The following is a 15,632-nucleotide window of genomic DNA, read 5'->3' as shown; positions in this document are numbered from 1 at the left end:
TAATAAAATGAATTTGTTATATAACAGATAGTGCAAACTAAACGATTTAGTCGAGGTAAGCACAGCACTCCAATGCCGCTTTGAACGTCGAATGCTCCATCCCGCAGCAACGACATACATTTTCTTCATCGGGATCTTCAGGTTTACGGAAGACGACGACCTCATCGATTGATTCCTTCATGATTTGGAGCGAACCGTCGGCGCGATCCAAGACGAGGCGCATCAAGTCATTGCCATATACGAATGCTGTATTCGCAAGAGAAGCTGTCGATTCTCCAGATACGATGCGACGAACGACCCAACGTTCAATCAACTGTTCGCTTTCCATTTTTTTCGTATTCATGATAAGGTTCCTCCTTTAAGGTTTAACTCTACGGTTTGGCGTTTCATAAATTCACGGCGGCAGCGGTGTAAGATCGGTTCTGTGTACCCGTTCGGTTGCTTCAATCCATGAAACACGAGTTCGTGTGCGGCTTGATAGGCAATCGATTGATCGACGTTTGGTGTCATCGGCCGATAATTCGGATCTTGTTCGTTTTGTTCATCGACGACTTGTGCCATCCGATAAAGCGTGACTTCCACTTGATCGGCTGAACAGATGCCGTGATGCAGCCAGTTGGCCACGTGTTGGCTCGAAATACGAAGTGTTGCCCGGTCTTCCATGAGGCCGATGTAATGAATGTCTGGTACTTTCGAGCAACCCACACCTTGTTCGACCCAACGAACGACGTATCCGAGCAACCCTTGCAAGTTGTTCTCGAGTTCCTCTTTAATCTCGTCTTGCGAATAGATGCGTGTCGCGAGCGGGATATCGAGGAGCTGTTGTCGTTCATGATTCAAAACAGGCTGTTGCATCAATTCTCGCTGTATATCAAAAGCATCGAGTTGATGATAGTGCATCGCATGGAGCGTCGCCGCGGTCGGGGAAGGCACCCATGCCGTCGTTGCCCCGGACCGTACGTGTGCAATTTTTTCACGCATCATGTCACGCATCATGTCGGGCATCGCCCACATCCCTTTACCGATCTGCGCCTGTTGATGAAATCCGGTCTCAAGACCTGTCGATACATTCAACCGTTCATATGCCGCAAGCCAAGAAGATGTCTTCATTTCTCCTTTTCGCCGCATCGGTCCGAGTGTCATCGAAGAATGAATCTCGTCTCCCGTTCGGTCGAGGAAGCCCGTGTTGATGAAGACGACTCGTTCTCTCACTTGAGCGATACAGTTCTTCAGGTTAAGCGACGTTCGTCTCTCTTCATCCATCACACCGACTTTCAACGTATGGCGAGGAAGGTTCAATAAATCTTCCACGGCGTCAAACAAGCCGTTGGTGAATGCTACTTCTTCAGATCCATGCATTTTCGGTTTGACGATATAGATTGACCCTTCTCGAGAGTTGAGACGGCGATGTAGATGACGACTCGCGATGAGTGAAGTGAAGACGGCATCAACGATACCTTCTGGTACCTCGCGACCTTCCGCATCAAGCATCAAGTCGGTCGTCATCAAGTGCCCGACGTTTCGAATGAATAAGAGTGCGCGTCCTGGGAGTATGACTTCCACTCCACCTTTTCCGATTAAACGCTTATCTTCATTCAAAGACCGAGAAAGTCGCTTCCCATTCTTTTGGAACGAAGCTTCAAGCGTCCCGTCCATCAGACCGAGCCAGTTGCGATACAGATGAACTTTGTCTTCTGCACAAACAGCTGCGACCGAGTCCTCGCAGTCCACAATCGCAGAGAGGGCTGATTCGAGCTCAATGTCCATCAGTCCAGCAGGATCGATTTTGCCGATCGGGTGCTCGCGGTCAAATTGAAGTTCGACGTGTAAGGCATGGTGCTGAAGCATCAATGTGCGTAACTTGTTCGGTTCCCCGGTGTAGCCGACGAATGAATCATGAGCGAACGAATACTCGTCTTCCCCAACCACCGCATAGGCGACATCGTCACGAACGAAGTAACGTGTCACTTTCTCGTGAGATTCTGTTGGTAGCGGGAACGCATCATCGAGAAACTGTTTAGCGATGCGGATGACCTCATTACCGCGAACGGGATTATATTCTCGTCCTTTTTCCATACCGTCTGCCTCTTCAATCATATCTGTTCCATAAAAGGCGTCGTAGAGACTTCCCCATCTGGCATTGGCGGCATTGAGTGCGTATCTGGCATTGTCTAATGGTACGACGAGTTGCGGTCCAGCTTGATGGGCGATTTCACGGTCAACGTCCGACACATCGATGTTGAAATCTTTGACGACCGGTTCGATATAGCCGATTGAAGATAAAAACGTCTCGTATTTGATGGGATCGACTTCATCTTGTCGACTGTACCAATCCTGTAACAGTCGTTCGTATGTCGTGCGCTGCTCTAGAAGCGTCTGATTGACTGGAATGAAACGCTCTAGAAGGGATTCGACACCTTTCCAAAAATTGTTGATTTCATGAGGTTCTAGTATACTTTCATTCACAAATTCGAACAGCTTCTCATGAACATGATACGTATTTAGTCGTTCATAGTGTTCCAAGCGCTCACATCCTCCCTTAGTCATTGTTATATATCAGTTGATTACAATATAGACTATTATATAACAGTTTGACAACCCATTTGTTAAAACTTTTTATTTGAAATATTGTCAGGATGGGTTTACTATACATTGTGTGACCCATCAATGATTGAGTCATCAATGATTCGAGGAGGCGATATGCATGCGAGATTCTTGCTCGCTTCGCGATCAAATTCTCTATCACATCATCACCGTACAAAAAGAAATGGGGCAATTATTCGACTCTGAAATGGACGGACTCAGCTTAAGTCGCTATGACATTTTAAGCAATTTGTATCATGTCGGCCCATTGCGTCAACGTGAATTGCAACAACGCGTCGATGTCGATCACGCAGCTATCACTCGACACTTGAAACAATTAGAGACACAAGGACTCATCACGCGGAGACGATGTGAAGAAGACAACCGTGTCATCTATGTCGAGTTGACAGACCACGGTCGTGAACAAATTGCACATTGGACTGAGCAAAAACAGTGCTTAACGGACCGACTTTTTGTCAACATGAAGGTAGAGGATCAACAACAGTTATTAGCATCCCTGACGATGTTACAAGATACTATTGACCATGAAAGGAAGACTACAATATGAACACTGCTACACAAAAAGACTTTATGGAGATTGTCAAAGGACGCCGCTCGATTCGTGTATACGATGAGAACGTCAAAATCTCAAAAGAAGAAATGACACAAATTCTTGAAGAAGCGACAACGGCTCCTTCATCACTTAACTTACAGCCATGGCGCTTCGTCGTCATCGATAGCACAGAAGGAAAAGAGACACTCCTTCCACTCGCAAGCTTCAATAAACGCCAAGTGGAAACATCTTCAGCTGTCATCGCACTCTTCGCTGACTATCAAATGGCAGATTACACAGAAGAGATTTTCGATACAGCGGTAGAGCGCGGTATGATGCCCGCTGAAGTCCGCGACCGCCAAGTCGACATGATCAAAGGCATCTTCAAAGATGCACCGAAAGAAATGATCAAAGATAGCATTATGCTCGATTCAGGTCTCGTTGCGATGCAACTCATGCTCGTCGCACGGGCACATGGTTATGACACAAACCCGATCGGTGGATACGACAAAACGAACATCGCTGAAGCGTTCGGTCTCGACAAAGAACGTTACCTTCCGGTCATGCTTCTCTCCATCGGGAAAGCAGCAGAAGAAGGGTACCCATCAGTACGCTTCCCAGTCGACCGCATCACAGACTGGAAATAATTCAAAAGGTTCAATCGCTGAGGCGATTGAACCTTTTTTCATCCGATATATTTGACGACTTCGTTAAAGTCACGACGTGTTTTTGGTGCGAAATCGCGCGACCGATACCCAAATGCGACCATGACCGAAAGCGACCATTCGCCTCGCTCCATGACACCTTCTGAGATGAGCAGCTCATCAATTTCCTCTTGATTGAACCCTTCAATCGGACAAGAATCGATCTCGATTTGTGCGGCCGCCGTCATCATGTTCCCAAGTGGGATATATGTCTGACGCTTGATCCACTCTTGGAAGACGCGTTCATCGTCCAAGAGACGATAGTCGTTCTCCTGGAACTCTTGGACCCGCTTCACGCGCTGTGCGTACTCTTCTTCCGTCCGGCCTTGCACACTCGTCACGATGTTCCGAATATAGTCCGCATCGTAACGCATGGCTTTCGGTGTTCTTGCGAGAATCAATACGAAATGGCTCGCGGTCAAAGCCTGCCCTTGCGCTCCCCATGCGTGATCTTTAATTTTTTGGAGCAAATCTTCCCGACGAACCACAACGAATTGCCATGGTTCAAACCCGAACGAACTCGGTGAAAGACGTCCTGTCTCTAAAATGAATTCCATGTCATCTTCTTTGATTTTACGATCCGCATCAAATTCTTTCGTCGCTTGACGCCAACGATACGCTTCTAGAATGTCTTTCTTTTTCATCGTACTCACTCCTCCATTACCAAGATGACTCCATCATATCAAACCGGTAAATCAAAAATCGCTCATGAAGATTCTTCAGCGGCAGTCGAACCGTCTGTACACATTGAAAGGGGGTCTCATCGTTCAAATAGTGTAGATATGCATCCGCCGGATAATACAAAATCACGTCGACCGGACGGGGATTCGCTTCAACGGATTCGATGATGTGAGCAATCACTTGCCGAAAGATGTTGACCGAGAACGGATTAAAAAAGTAGAATCGGTTCGCCTCTGACGGGATGGAAAACTGTTCTGCAAATTCCTGCACCAATTGAACGCTTCCTCGAGTCCGATGCTTCTTCGTATAGCTCGCCAAATTTTGGAGCGACTCTTCGTGAAACCCACCATCCATCTCGACACCGATTGCCCGCACATGAAACGTGTACGCCAAATAGAACGGGAGACGCCCCTTGCCTGAACCAAAATCAACGATGGTATCCGTCGACTCTAACGGATAGGCGTCCCGAAGCAAATCGAGTGCCTCGAAAGGGGTCGGTTCATAACGATGGTATTCCACCGAGGACGGGAATCCTTGCTGAGGTTTGGCGGTCTGGATATGCAGGAGTTGCTCATATTGCTGTTCGTTCATAAAGAACCTCTTTCTTGAATGGATTGGAAGAATGGATGCCGCTTCATCTCGATGGTTCCCTTCATCCAGGGAATCGTTCCCATGAGACACGCAATCGTTGTCGTTTTAACAGCACCGTTCAACCCAATCATCCTTAAAATTACACTTGCCTGAACATCAATCACGATGTCTTGAATGACGGATTCGTTCATTTCGTATCCTGCTTGGTCAATTTCACATCCACGATAGGTTCCCCTTACGAAAAAGTCGCCATCGTGGCGACTTTCACTTCACAATATTGACCGATGAAAACACAAATTTATCGTATCGGTGACGGGCAAACGAATACTCGAACGGTTTCCCGTTACTTAAATAGACGACTTGCTCGACTTCAATAATCGGTTCAGTGATATCATTCTTCAAGTAAGCTTGATCGTACTCATCCGGCTTATCTGCTCGAATCACTTTATGTGAGCTTGTAATCGTATAGCCAAGATCTTCTTGAATATAAGCGTACACGGACTTTTCTAAAATCTCACGTGTGATTCCTGTAATGAGGTTAGCAACCATGTACGTCAATTCGATGACATACGGTTCGTCGTCTACGTAACGCACGCGACGTATTTCATAGACCGGTTCTGTCAGCTCAATCATGAGATGATCGGCGACTTCCTGACTCGGAAACTTCACCTCAAAATTGAGGACTTCGCTTCGTAACGAACGATCCCCAATCACTTGAGTCAATCCTCTCGTTTCTTTACTAATCACGTTGATGCGACCTTTTTGGAAGCTCGACTGTAAAATGAATGTTCCTTTACCACGTTTACGATAAATCAACCCTTCCATGACAAGAATCTCAAGTGCCCGCTTCATGGTCATACGACTCACGCTAAATTCTTGGGCCAGGTGAATTTCATCAGGTAGTGCATTTTCTAGCGGGTAAACGTGTTCAATAATTCTTTTACGCATCTCATCAGCAATGGTTTCATATTTCGGTTTTTTCTTATTAGACATATAGCACCTCATGTATAGACATATATGTACAATATATCAAAAAAAGCTGACAAAAAGTAGTCTTTGTCAGCTTGTCTTATTATTCTGTAAAACCTTTAGCATCAATCAACTGTTTAAACCAGTTCCCTGATTTTTTTACAGTTCGTTGTTGTGTTTCCAAGTCAATGCCAACAAATCCATAGCGATTTTTATAAGCATTGCTCCATGACCAGTTGTCCATAAATGTCCAAAGATGATAGCCTTTCACGTTCGACCCTTCTTCAATCGCTTGATGCATCCATTTCAGATGTTCGCGAATGAAGTCAATCCGATAATCGTCTTGGACACTCCCGTTTTCATCACGATAACGTTCTTCACCTTCGACACCCATTCCGTTCTCTGAAATAAAGCACGGGATATTACCATAGTTTTCTTTTAGATTGATTAATATATCATAGACTCCTTTTTCGTAAATTTCCCATCCACGATACGGATTCATTTTCCGTCCAGGCATCTCATAGTAGTCAAATAAGTTTTCCGGCAAGAATGGCGCGTCCGGATTAGGAAGCGATGCTTTTGCTTTCACGCGACGTGGCTGATAATAGTTGATACCGAGAAGGTCGACTGTATGTTCTCGAATGATTTCAAGATCCCCGTTCTCGATAATTGGCATCGCATCTTCCGACTTCAGCACATCTACTAATTCTTGAGGGAACGTCCCTAAAACAGATGGGTCGAGGAACGAACGATTGAACATCGCATCGGCAATACGCGCTGCTTTCAAATCAGCTGGATGCTGACTTCTCGGATATGAGGGCGTCAGATTTAAGATGATTCCGATTTCCCCAGATAGTTCCATGTCACGATACGCTTTGATTGCCATTGCACTCGATAAAATAGAGTGGTACGCCACTTGGACAGCTCGCTTGAAATCGACAACATTCGGATAATGGAAATCATATAAATATCCACCTTCTACCGGTACGATCGGTTCGTTATGCGTGAACCATTTCTTGACGCGATCATCAAACAATTCAAAGCATGTCTTCGCAAAGATGACATATGCTTCAACGACTTCTCGTGACTCCCAGCCTCCTTGCTCCTGAAGCGCCATCGGCATATCAAAATGATACAGATTGATGAACGGTTCGATACCATGATCAATCAAGCAATTGATGACATTGTTATAAAATGTGACCGCCTCTTCATTTACTTCCCCGACACCTTGAGGAAAAAGACGTGACCACGAAATGGAGAAACGGAACGTGTTATGCCCGAGTTCTTTCATCAATGCGATGTCTTCTTCATACAAATGATAGAAGTTTGAGGCTTCTGTCGCGCTCACACCATTGAAAAAGCGGTTCGGCTCTTGCATGTACCAGTAATCCCAAATGTTCAATCCTTTTCCACCTTCAAAAGCAGCACCTTCCATCTGTGTAGCAGAAGAAGCCGTTCCCCACCAAAAGTCTGTCGGAAATTGATACGTCTTTTGCTCTTTCGTACGTGTTTGTGTCGGGTTCGTCATCATTTATCTCTCCCTTGTTTCTATTTTTCTCTATTTGTTTACACTGCTTCCTGTTTATCTGTTGATTCTTCTAATTCTTTCTTCAAGTTCATTCGATCAATAAATTTCAAGAATGGGAACCAAATCGTCAAAATGATAAAGAAGTTCACGATTTGAAGAAGACCTCCCGCGAGCGAATTCGTGGCCATAATTCCACTTAAGAACATAGGGACGGTCCATGGAACGGCTACACCCGTCGGCGGTGGCACTAAACCTGTCGACATCGCGAAATACGTGACCGTTACCGTCACGAGTGGTGCGACAATCCAAGGAATCATGATGAGCGGGTTCATGACGATTGGAAGTCCGAAGATGACCGGTTCGTTTACGTTGAATAGTCCAGGTCCAATGGAAAGTTTTCCGATTTGTTTCAACTGTTTTGATTTTAAGAACAATAAAATGGCAACAACGACAGCGAGTGTTGATCCTGAACCACCAAGCCCAACCGTGTAGATTTCAATGAATTGCTTACTGATAATGTTCGGTACTTCCCCAGTCGATGTATAAGCTGTCAAGTTTTCAACGGATAGCGTGTTCCAAATCGGGTCCATTACCGAGTTGACGATAACTTGACCATGGAGTCCGAAGAACCAAAATAGCTGAACGAAGAAGATTGCAATTAACGTTGGAATGAGACCATTCCCTAACTTCACGAGGGGTTGTTGAACGACATCGAAAATAATGTCATGCAAGTTCATCTCGAAAATATTAGTTACAATAATATTGAGTGATAAGAAAACTGAAAGCGTGAGGAGTGCCGGTACTAAGGCTGAGAAAGACTTTGCCACTGCCGGCGGTACTCCATCAGGCATTTTAATAGTCCAATTTTTTTGAACGACAAAACGATACATCTCAGCAGAGAGAAATCCAGTAATCATCGCAAGGAACATCCCTTTTGCTCCAAGACGATCTAACGGAAGGACATTACCTACGGCTTCACTCATTCCTTCAATCTCAATTACAAATGGAGTGACCAAAAGGAATGAAACCAAAGAAATTACTCCGCCAAATACAGCTTCAACTTCATAGCTTTTTGAAAGATAATATCCAATCCCAAACACAACGAATAAGGACATGATTCCCATTGTTGCTGAAGGTGCAATGCCTAATGATGATTTAAAGATATTTAATGTACTCTCGGACATAAAGCGATCGAGAAATGGCAGGTTGGCAATAACAACGATGATTGACCCAAACATGGTAATTGGGAAAGCAAGCATGAAGGCATCTCGCAATACTTGTAAATAGCGACTGTTATTTAAATAGGTCGCCATCGGCATGAGCAGTTTACTGATCATGTTGAACATTTTATTGTCCTGTGACATATGATTCACCCTTCTTGATTAGGATTTACAATCTTTTGTTCGACCATTTCGACCAAACTAGCTGTCAAATCGAGCATCGTTTGCGTAGACATTAAATGGTCTTCTGCATGAAGAAGCAATAATGATACATCTGTTTTTTCTCCATTTGCTTCTCGCTGAATTTGTGAGAAATGTGTTTGATGTGCTTCTTTCAGTTGTTCACGTGCCTCAACAATCTTTTCTTCAAACGTTTCATAAGAACTCGTTTTGTACAGTTGAATCGCTTCCTGAATCGTACTTCTCGCATTGCCACTGTGCAGAATCATCATGAATGCCATTTGCTCCAATGTTAATTCATCGACATTTTCCATCTCGTTCACCCCATTAATTTCAACGCTTGTTCGTACGCAGCTTTGCCATTCGCCGTGCCGTATGCCATCATATCGATTACTTCAATCGGTGTTGATGTTTGCGCTTTCAATTTGTCTAATAAAAATCGCATTTGTGGACCGATTAAAATCACATCCGCCTCGTCCATCTCGGTTACGACTTGGTCTTGTCCGACTGCCCAAATTTTTGCCTCATCCCCGATTGATGTGGCATGGTCTTTCATTTTCGTCACGAGCAAACTCGTCGACATACCAGAACTACACGCTAATAAGATTTTCTTCATGTGTCTTCACTCCTTATTTGAAATCGTTTACAACTTTTATTATACACATGATTAATTTCATGTCTATACTTGATTTAAACTTTATTTAGTTTTTAAATTTATAAGTGTATATTAATTTCGAAGGAGGATGGATATGAGCACTATTCTTTTACAGCCGCACTATCAACATCGACTTTGGGGTGGAGAACGTCTGAAGCAATTTGGTTTTGAATTCAATGAACATTCGATTGGTGAAGCCTGGACAGCTTCTGCATTAGAAAAAGGAGGAACTTCTGTTGCGTCTGAACCTTACTTCGGTCTGTCTTTACGTGAGCTCTATCAACAACATCCAGAGTTGTTTCAAATTAGCGCGGACGAGTTTCCTCTACTGATTAAATGGATTGACGCAAACGACGATTTGTCTGTCCAAGTTCATCCAGATGATTCATTAGCAAACCGACTTGAAAATGAACCTTATGGAAAAAATGAATGTTGGTATATTTTAGATGCTCCGGCAGATGCGACACTCATTTACGGTCACTCCTATACCACCTCAAAAGATTTCAATAAAGCGCTTGAAACAGGGGATTTGGAAAACGGTTTGATACGAAAATCGATTCGTCCCGGTGATTTTTTCTATGTCCCGGCTGGCACAATCCATGCATTGACAAGAGGAGTATGCGTACTCGAAATTCAACAAAGTTCAGACACGACCTATCGTCTATACGATTACAATCGGCTGGATTTGACGACCGGTTGTCCTCGTGAACTTCATGTGGAGAAGGGTACAACCGCTTCTTTCGTCCCTCATCTTGAATACAGCGAACCAATCCGCCAACTGGATCATTTTCGAACAAGTTTGACGAAAAATTCATTTTTCTTTGTTGAAAAATGGAATGTTGCCGCGAAAGAAAGGATCACTACTGACACATTTCGGTTACTATCTGTCGTTCAAGGAACATTAATTATTGACGATATGGAAGTCCATACCGGCGGCACACTCCTCCTTCCTGCCAATGAGTCATTCTTGATTGAGGGAGAAGCGACTTGTCTTGTAGCTGGTGTTCCTTCCGATGAGAAACAAACCATTCGAATCGGTATCGACTTAGGAGGAACCAACACTCGGATTGCCGCCGTGTCATTAAAAGGAGATGTATTAAAACAATACACGTTTAAAACGCAACCGCAATTACCTTTCGAGGAGACACTACAATCTATTGAGATGGCGATCCATCAATTCGGTGTCGAGTTCGACATCCAGCATGTCGGCATCGTGGCACCCGGGCCTCTCGATTTAAAGAGAGGGATGTTTTTAACTCCTCCGAACCTTCCGAATTGCCATAATCAAAAAATCATTGAACCTTTAAATCAACGCTTAAATCTTTCTGTCTCGCTTGAAAACGATGCGAACGCTGCTGCACTCGCAGAAGCGAAATTCGGAGCTGGAAAAGGGTACGATTCCGTTTTTTATGTAACAGTCAGCACGGGAATTGGTGGCGGTTACGTGTATAAACATCAAATCATTCGAGGGGCAAACGGCAGTGCCGGTGAAATCGGGAATATGATTATCCGTTCGAACGGACCAGCTCACCCTGTACTGAATCGAGGCTCTCTCGAATCACTCGCTAGTGGTACAGCACTCATAAAGCGAGCTAACGATAAAGGATATACAAATGTACCTTCGCTATTATTGGATGCCGAAGACCGCCATCACTTTGTCGAAGAACTGGCTAGTGGACTAGCTAATATCATTCATACCGTCGATCCGGATGTGATTGTATTGGGTGGCGGTGTCATGATGTCGGCCTCATTATTTTGGAACGAATTACAACAAGCAGTCTCGAATAAAATGTATCCACATGCTAGTGGAAAAACGCGTCTATGCCTCACTCAATTGTCAGGAGATGCGGGCGTGATCGGCGCTGCCTTTGTCGACGCGTAATAAGATTTGAAAAACGAGAAACAAACCGAAATTACACTTTCTTTCCTAGACTGAGTTAGATTCATTTACTTTAGCATGGTAACGTGAAATGATAATCATAGTAACTTGTTAAAGTGAGGTGCCGGTGTGTCTACCACAGAGTACGAAAAAGCGACATCTATTTTGCATCACCTCTTTATCGCCTCTTCCTTTGTCGGAATCGACTTCGGTTCCGGCCCGAACCATCATCTCCTCTATTTCAGTCGCCAAGGACTGGAATCTTGGATCTCTATCGAGGGACCGTGGCATGTACACGCCACACAAAACACGTTTGACGAAGGTGAACAACTCGAACAGCTCATGCGCTTAAGACGAGAGCGCATCCATCACGTACGGCTCGGAGACGATCACCCGCATCTCGAACTGGAATTTGAATCCGGCTCTCTTCTCTTCATCAACGGATACCAAGAGCACTTTGAGTGCTGGCAAGCAGGGGACGCGAGACCACTTGGCGGAGACGACTATCTATTGGTCGCGATGCCTCAAGGAGAACTCGCTTTATTTGCGGAAGGAGACGACGAATGAGCACGTGGATGGATATTGTTACGTATATGTTGATTGCCGGAGGCGTTAGTCTCGCGATCATCTTATTGCGAAAGATTACGAAAGCATGAAAAAAACGGCCGAGGCCGTTTTTTTTCATTTGACTGATTCTTCTTCATACAAGCTTGCGCCTTGTGAACGAATCACCTCTTGATACCAAAAGAATGACTCTTTCCGTTTTCGTTCTAACGTACCGGTACTATCGTCATGTCGATCCACATAAATGAAACCATACCGTTTGCTATACTCACCTGTCGAAGCACTCACCAAGTCAATACAGCCCCAACTCGTATATCCCATCACTTCGACTCCATCTTCGATTGCGTCCATCATCCCTTTCAAATGGTCACGCAAGTAATCGATACGGTAATGGTCATGAATCGTTCCGTCCGACTCGACTTTGTCATATGCGCCTAGCCCGTTCTCAACGATGAATAAAGGAACCTCATAACGCTCATATAACTTGTTCAAGATAACGCGAAGTCCCGTCGGATCAATTTCCCATCCCCAGTCGCTCGCCTGTAAATATGGATTTTTGACCCCACTCATGATATTTCCTTCCGATTCATCCTGGTTCTTTTCAGCTTTTTCAGTACGGGACATATAGTAACTGAGCGAAAAGAAATCAACTGTATTTTCTTTTAGGATTTCAAGATCGCTATCTTCCATTTCGAGTTCAATGCCATTCTCTTGGAAGAATCGTTTCGCAAAGTTCGGATACTTCCCGCGTACATGAACGTCTCCGCAGAAGAAGTTCATCATCCGCTCAGCATCGTGTGCATACCAAACATCATCCGGGTTCGAACTATACGGATAAACGGGGGCCGCGATGAGCATACATCCAATTTGCATCGATGGGTCAATCTCGCGTGCCGCTTTCGTCGCAAGTGCACTTGCGACCAGTTGGTGATGAAGTCCTTGATACGTGAGTTGTAACGTGTTTTCTTCTTCCCGAATCGCAATTCCGAGACTGAGCATCGGCATGAATTGAGCTCCATTGATTTCGTTAAACGTCAACCAATATTTGACCTTACCTTGATAACGTTCGAATAAAACGCGACTATATCGTTCAAAATATGTGACGAGACGGCGGTCCCGCCAACCCCCATATTGTTTTGCAAGATGTAGCGGCATTTCATAGTGAGAAATCGTGACAAGTGGTTCGATTCCTTGTGCGACCAACTCATCGATGACACGATCGTAAAATTGAAGACCTTCCTCATTCGGTTCCATTTCATCTCCTTTCGGGAAGATTCGTGACCAGGCAATTGACATACGGAATGTCTTGAATCCCATTTCCCTAAAGAGGGCGATATCTTCTTTATAGCGATGATAGAAGTCGATCCCTTCATGGTTCGGATACGAATATTCATCATGTAATTCAAAATCAAACGTTGGGTCATGAATGATCTTCATTCGGTGTTTCCCACCTGGCATCACGTCAGCAATCGAAAGTCCTTTACCGCCTTCCTGATAACCGCCCTCTAGTTGATTAGCCGCAGTGGCCCCGCCCCATAAAAATTCACTCGACACTTGTTTCACATTGTCTCCTCCTTTGTTATACAATGACACGCAATACGCCATGATTCGCTTCTACCGTTCCTGTATAAGTTGGCAATACATCTAAATAATGATCGGTATTCGTCACAATGATTGGCGTGATCGTGTCATATCCTTCACGAGCGATGGCATCCATATCAAACCGGACGAGCGAATCTCCTTCTTTCACTTTCTGTCCATCCGTCACAAATGTTTCAAAGTACTTTCCGTTTAGTTTAACCGTGTCTATACCAATGTGAATCAATACTTCCACACCGGTATTAGATCGAAGGCCGATTGCATGTTTTGATGGGTAAACCGTGACGATTTCGCCGTCAAACGGAGCATACACTGTACCTTCTGAAGGCATGATGGCAATTCCTTTCCCTATCGCCCCACTCGAGAACACTTCATCTTGAACCGTCTCAAGTGACACGACTTCTCCTTTCAATGGAGCTGAGACCGGAAAACCTACTTGCTCAGATACAGACTCTGCGACTTCTTGTTCCTGCGACTCGACTGTCGCTTCTTCTTTGTGGAACACCATTGTCAATACGAGGGCGACCACTGCTGCTACCGCCATTCCAATAAATGCGCCGTAAAAGGCTAAATCGACACCCGTTGCCGGAATCATAACTGGGATACTGAAGATTCCGAGTCCTCCCATCGCATAAGCTGCTGTACCGAACAGACCACCAATAACACCACCTGCCGCTCCACCAATCATCCCGAAAACGAATGGCTTCTTACGAGGTAACGTCAATCCGTACATAGCCGGTTCTGTAATCCCGAAGACACCCGCAATGGTAGAGGAAGTCCCTAAACCTTTCACCTTTGGATTTTTCGCCTTTAACGTGATTGCTAAAACAGCACCGACCTGACCAAATGTGGCCATCAATACACCGACAACGATCGTATCCATACCGACAACCGATAAGTTGTTGATGATGATCGGCACAAGTCCCCAGTGAAGTCCGAACATGACGAGCACTTGCCAGAACGCACCGATGAATGCGATGGCGATTGTCGGACTCAAATCATATAAGAACGAATATCCGTTCGCCAACCCTTGACTCGCATACGTCGCGACCGGTCCAATTGCTAAAAAAGTCAACGGGACAACAAGTAACAATGCCATCATCGGCGTCGTGAAATTTCGGACCGCCTCATGTGTATGGCGGTTGAAGAATGTTTCGACTTTTGAAGACATGTATGTCGCCAAGATGATTGGAATGACCGAAGACGCATAACTCATCAAGACGACTGGTACATTGAGAAACGTTAACGACTCACCCGCTCCTTGAATCGCGACAATCGAAGGATAAACGAGCGCCCCCCCGATAATCATCCCAATGTACGGGTTCCCACCAAATTTCTTCGCAGCCGAATGTCCTAAAATCACGGGTAGGAAGTAAAATAGTGCGTCTGCCGCAGCATTTAAGACGACATACGTTCCCATCTCTTGTTTCAATAATCCGAGCGCAACGAGAATCGCAAGCAATCCTTTCAAAAGACCACTACCTGCCATTGGTCCGAGAATTGGAGTAAAGATTCCGGCAATCACATCAATCAGTCGGTTGAACACGCCTGTTTTCTCTTCAGCGTCGGTCGATGCAGTTTGAAACCCGCCGACTTCGACAATCTCTTTATAGACGTATGGTACATTGTTTCCGATTACGACTTGAAACTGTCCGCCGCTTTGAACGACGGTGATGATACCATCTTGTTGTTTCAATGTAGCCGCACTCGCCTTTGATTCATCTTTTAGTTTGAAGCGTAATCGTGTTGCACAGTGAAAGACGCTTTTGACGTTTTCCTTACCGCCGACATGCTCCACAATCGTTTCTGCCAGTTGTTTGTATTGGTCCATTTTGTTCACTCCTTATCATTTTAGGTAAAAAGAAAAACCTAAATCACCACACAACAACTTGTGTAGTCATTTAGGTTTGGCCTGCATCATCAGTA

Annotated in this window: 16 protein-coding genes; 4 read left to right on the top strand and 12 right to left on the bottom strand. The window is 44.8% G+C overall.

The window, feature by feature from the left end; all coding sequences use genetic code 11:
• Positions 1 to 46: 46 nt before the first annotated feature.
• Positions 47 to 343 (bottom strand): hypothetical protein, encoded by a 297-nt coding sequence (locus tag KNO96_RS10600; RefSeq protein WP_026824609.1) that lies wholly within the window; start codon positions 341 to 343, stop codon positions 47 to 49.
• Positions 340 to 2,523, bottom strand: coding sequence for a malate synthase G (locus KNO96_RS10595; protein WP_251125160.1), 2,184 nt, complete (start codon positions 2,521 to 2,523; stop codon positions 340 to 342). Before KNO96_RS10595 ends, KNO96_RS10600 begins: the two co-directional genes overlap by 4 nt.
• 181 nt (positions 2,524 to 2,704) lie before the next feature.
• Between KNO96_RS10595 and KNO96_RS10590 the strand changes: the two genes are divergently transcribed.
• Positions 2,705 to 3,151 (top strand): MarR family winged helix-turn-helix transcriptional regulator, encoded by a 447-nt coding sequence (locus tag KNO96_RS10590; protein WP_026824611.1) that lies wholly within the window; start codon positions 2,705 to 2,707, stop codon positions 3,149 to 3,151.
• A complete protein-coding gene (locus KNO96_RS10585; RefSeq protein WP_214703612.1) occupies positions 3,148 to 3,783 on the top strand; it encodes a nitroreductase family protein in 636 nt (211 codons plus the stop codon). Before KNO96_RS10590 ends, KNO96_RS10585 begins: the two co-directional genes overlap by 4 nt.
• Before the next feature lie 38 nt (positions 3,784 to 3,821).
• Here KNO96_RS10585 and KNO96_RS10580 read toward each other — a convergent pair whose 3' ends face one another.
• The 8 genes from KNO96_RS10580 to KNO96_RS10545 form a co-directional block, all read right to left on the bottom strand.
• Positions 3,822 to 4,484, bottom strand: coding sequence for an NAD(P)H-dependent oxidoreductase (locus tag KNO96_RS10580; protein ID WP_026824613.1), 663 nt, complete (start codon positions 4,482 to 4,484; stop codon positions 3,822 to 3,824).
• Positions 4,485 to 4,500: 16 nt separating this feature from the next.
• Positions 4,501 to 5,112: a class I SAM-dependent methyltransferase gene (locus tag KNO96_RS10575; RefSeq protein ID WP_214703611.1), complete on the bottom strand. Its 612-nt coding sequence runs from the start codon at positions 5,110 to 5,112 to the stop codon at positions 4,501 to 4,503.
• A complete protein-coding gene (locus KNO96_RS10570; RefSeq protein ID WP_214703610.1) occupies positions 5,109 to 5,303 on the bottom strand; it encodes a P-loop NTPase family protein in 195 nt (64 codons plus the stop codon). Before KNO96_RS10570 ends, KNO96_RS10575 begins: the two co-directional genes overlap by 4 nt.
• A 73-nt stretch (positions 5,304 to 5,376) precedes the next feature.
• A complete protein-coding gene (locus tag KNO96_RS10565; protein WP_214703609.1) occupies positions 5,377 to 6,105 on the bottom strand; it encodes a GntR family transcriptional regulator in 729 nt (242 codons plus the stop codon).
• 79 nt (positions 6,106 to 6,184) lie between these two features.
• Positions 6,185 to 7,609 (bottom strand): glycoside hydrolase family 1 protein, encoded by a 1,425-nt coding sequence (locus tag KNO96_RS10560; protein ID WP_214703608.1) that lies wholly within the window; start codon positions 7,607 to 7,609, stop codon positions 6,185 to 6,187.
• A 38-nt stretch (positions 7,610 to 7,647) separates the two neighbouring features.
• On the bottom strand, positions 7,648 to 8,955 hold the full coding sequence (celB, locus tag KNO96_RS10555; protein WP_214703811.1) for a PTS cellobiose transporter subunit IIC: 1,308 nt from the start codon (positions 8,953 to 8,955) through the stop codon (positions 7,648 to 7,650).
• A 23-nt stretch (positions 8,956 to 8,978) separates the two neighbouring features.
• Positions 8,979 to 9,323 (bottom strand): PTS sugar transporter subunit IIA, encoded by a 345-nt coding sequence (locus tag KNO96_RS10550; RefSeq protein ID WP_251125161.1) that lies wholly within the window; start codon positions 9,321 to 9,323, stop codon positions 8,979 to 8,981.
• A gap of 5 nt (positions 9,324 to 9,328) precedes the next feature.
• Positions 9,329 to 9,625, bottom strand: coding sequence for a PTS sugar transporter subunit IIB (locus KNO96_RS10545; protein WP_026824620.1), 297 nt, complete (start codon positions 9,623 to 9,625; stop codon positions 9,329 to 9,331).
• A gap of 133 nt (positions 9,626 to 9,758) precedes the next feature.
• Here KNO96_RS10545 and KNO96_RS10540 point away from each other — a divergent pair, with 133 nt between their 5' ends.
• On the top strand, positions 9,759 to 11,546 hold the full coding sequence (locus KNO96_RS10540; RefSeq protein ID WP_214703606.1) for a type I phosphomannose isomerase catalytic subunit: 1,788 nt from the start codon (positions 9,759 to 9,761) through the stop codon (positions 11,544 to 11,546).
• A 126-nt stretch (positions 11,547 to 11,672) separates the two neighbouring features.
• Positions 11,673 to 12,110 carry a hypothetical protein gene (locus tag KNO96_RS10535; RefSeq protein ID WP_214700869.1) on the top strand — a complete coding sequence of 146 codons (438 nt, stop codon included), beginning with the start codon at positions 11,673 to 11,675 and terminating at the stop codon, positions 12,108 to 12,110.
• A gap of 114 nt (positions 12,111 to 12,224) precedes the next feature.
• Here KNO96_RS10535 and KNO96_RS10530 read toward each other — a convergent pair whose 3' ends face one another.
• Both KNO96_RS10530 and KNO96_RS10525 read right to left on the bottom strand, forming a co-directional pair.
• A complete protein-coding gene (locus tag KNO96_RS10530; protein WP_214703605.1) occupies positions 12,225 to 13,670 on the bottom strand; it encodes a glycoside hydrolase family 1 protein in 1,446 nt (481 codons plus the stop codon).
• A 16-nt stretch (positions 13,671 to 13,686) separates the two neighbouring features.
• A complete protein-coding gene (locus KNO96_RS10525; protein WP_214703604.1) occupies positions 13,687 to 15,537 on the bottom strand; it encodes a beta-glucoside-specific PTS transporter subunit IIABC in 1,851 nt (616 codons plus the stop codon).
• Positions 15,538 to 15,632: the final 95 nt, after the last annotated feature.

It is taken from the genome of Exiguobacterium sp. s89, from assembly GCF_018617735.1.
Taxonomy (GTDB): Bacteria; Bacillota; Bacilli; order Exiguobacteriales; family Exiguobacteriaceae; genus Exiguobacterium; species Exiguobacterium marinum.
Note: the sequence above shows the minus strand (reverse complement) of the source record. Positions and strands in the feature narration are given on the sequence as shown.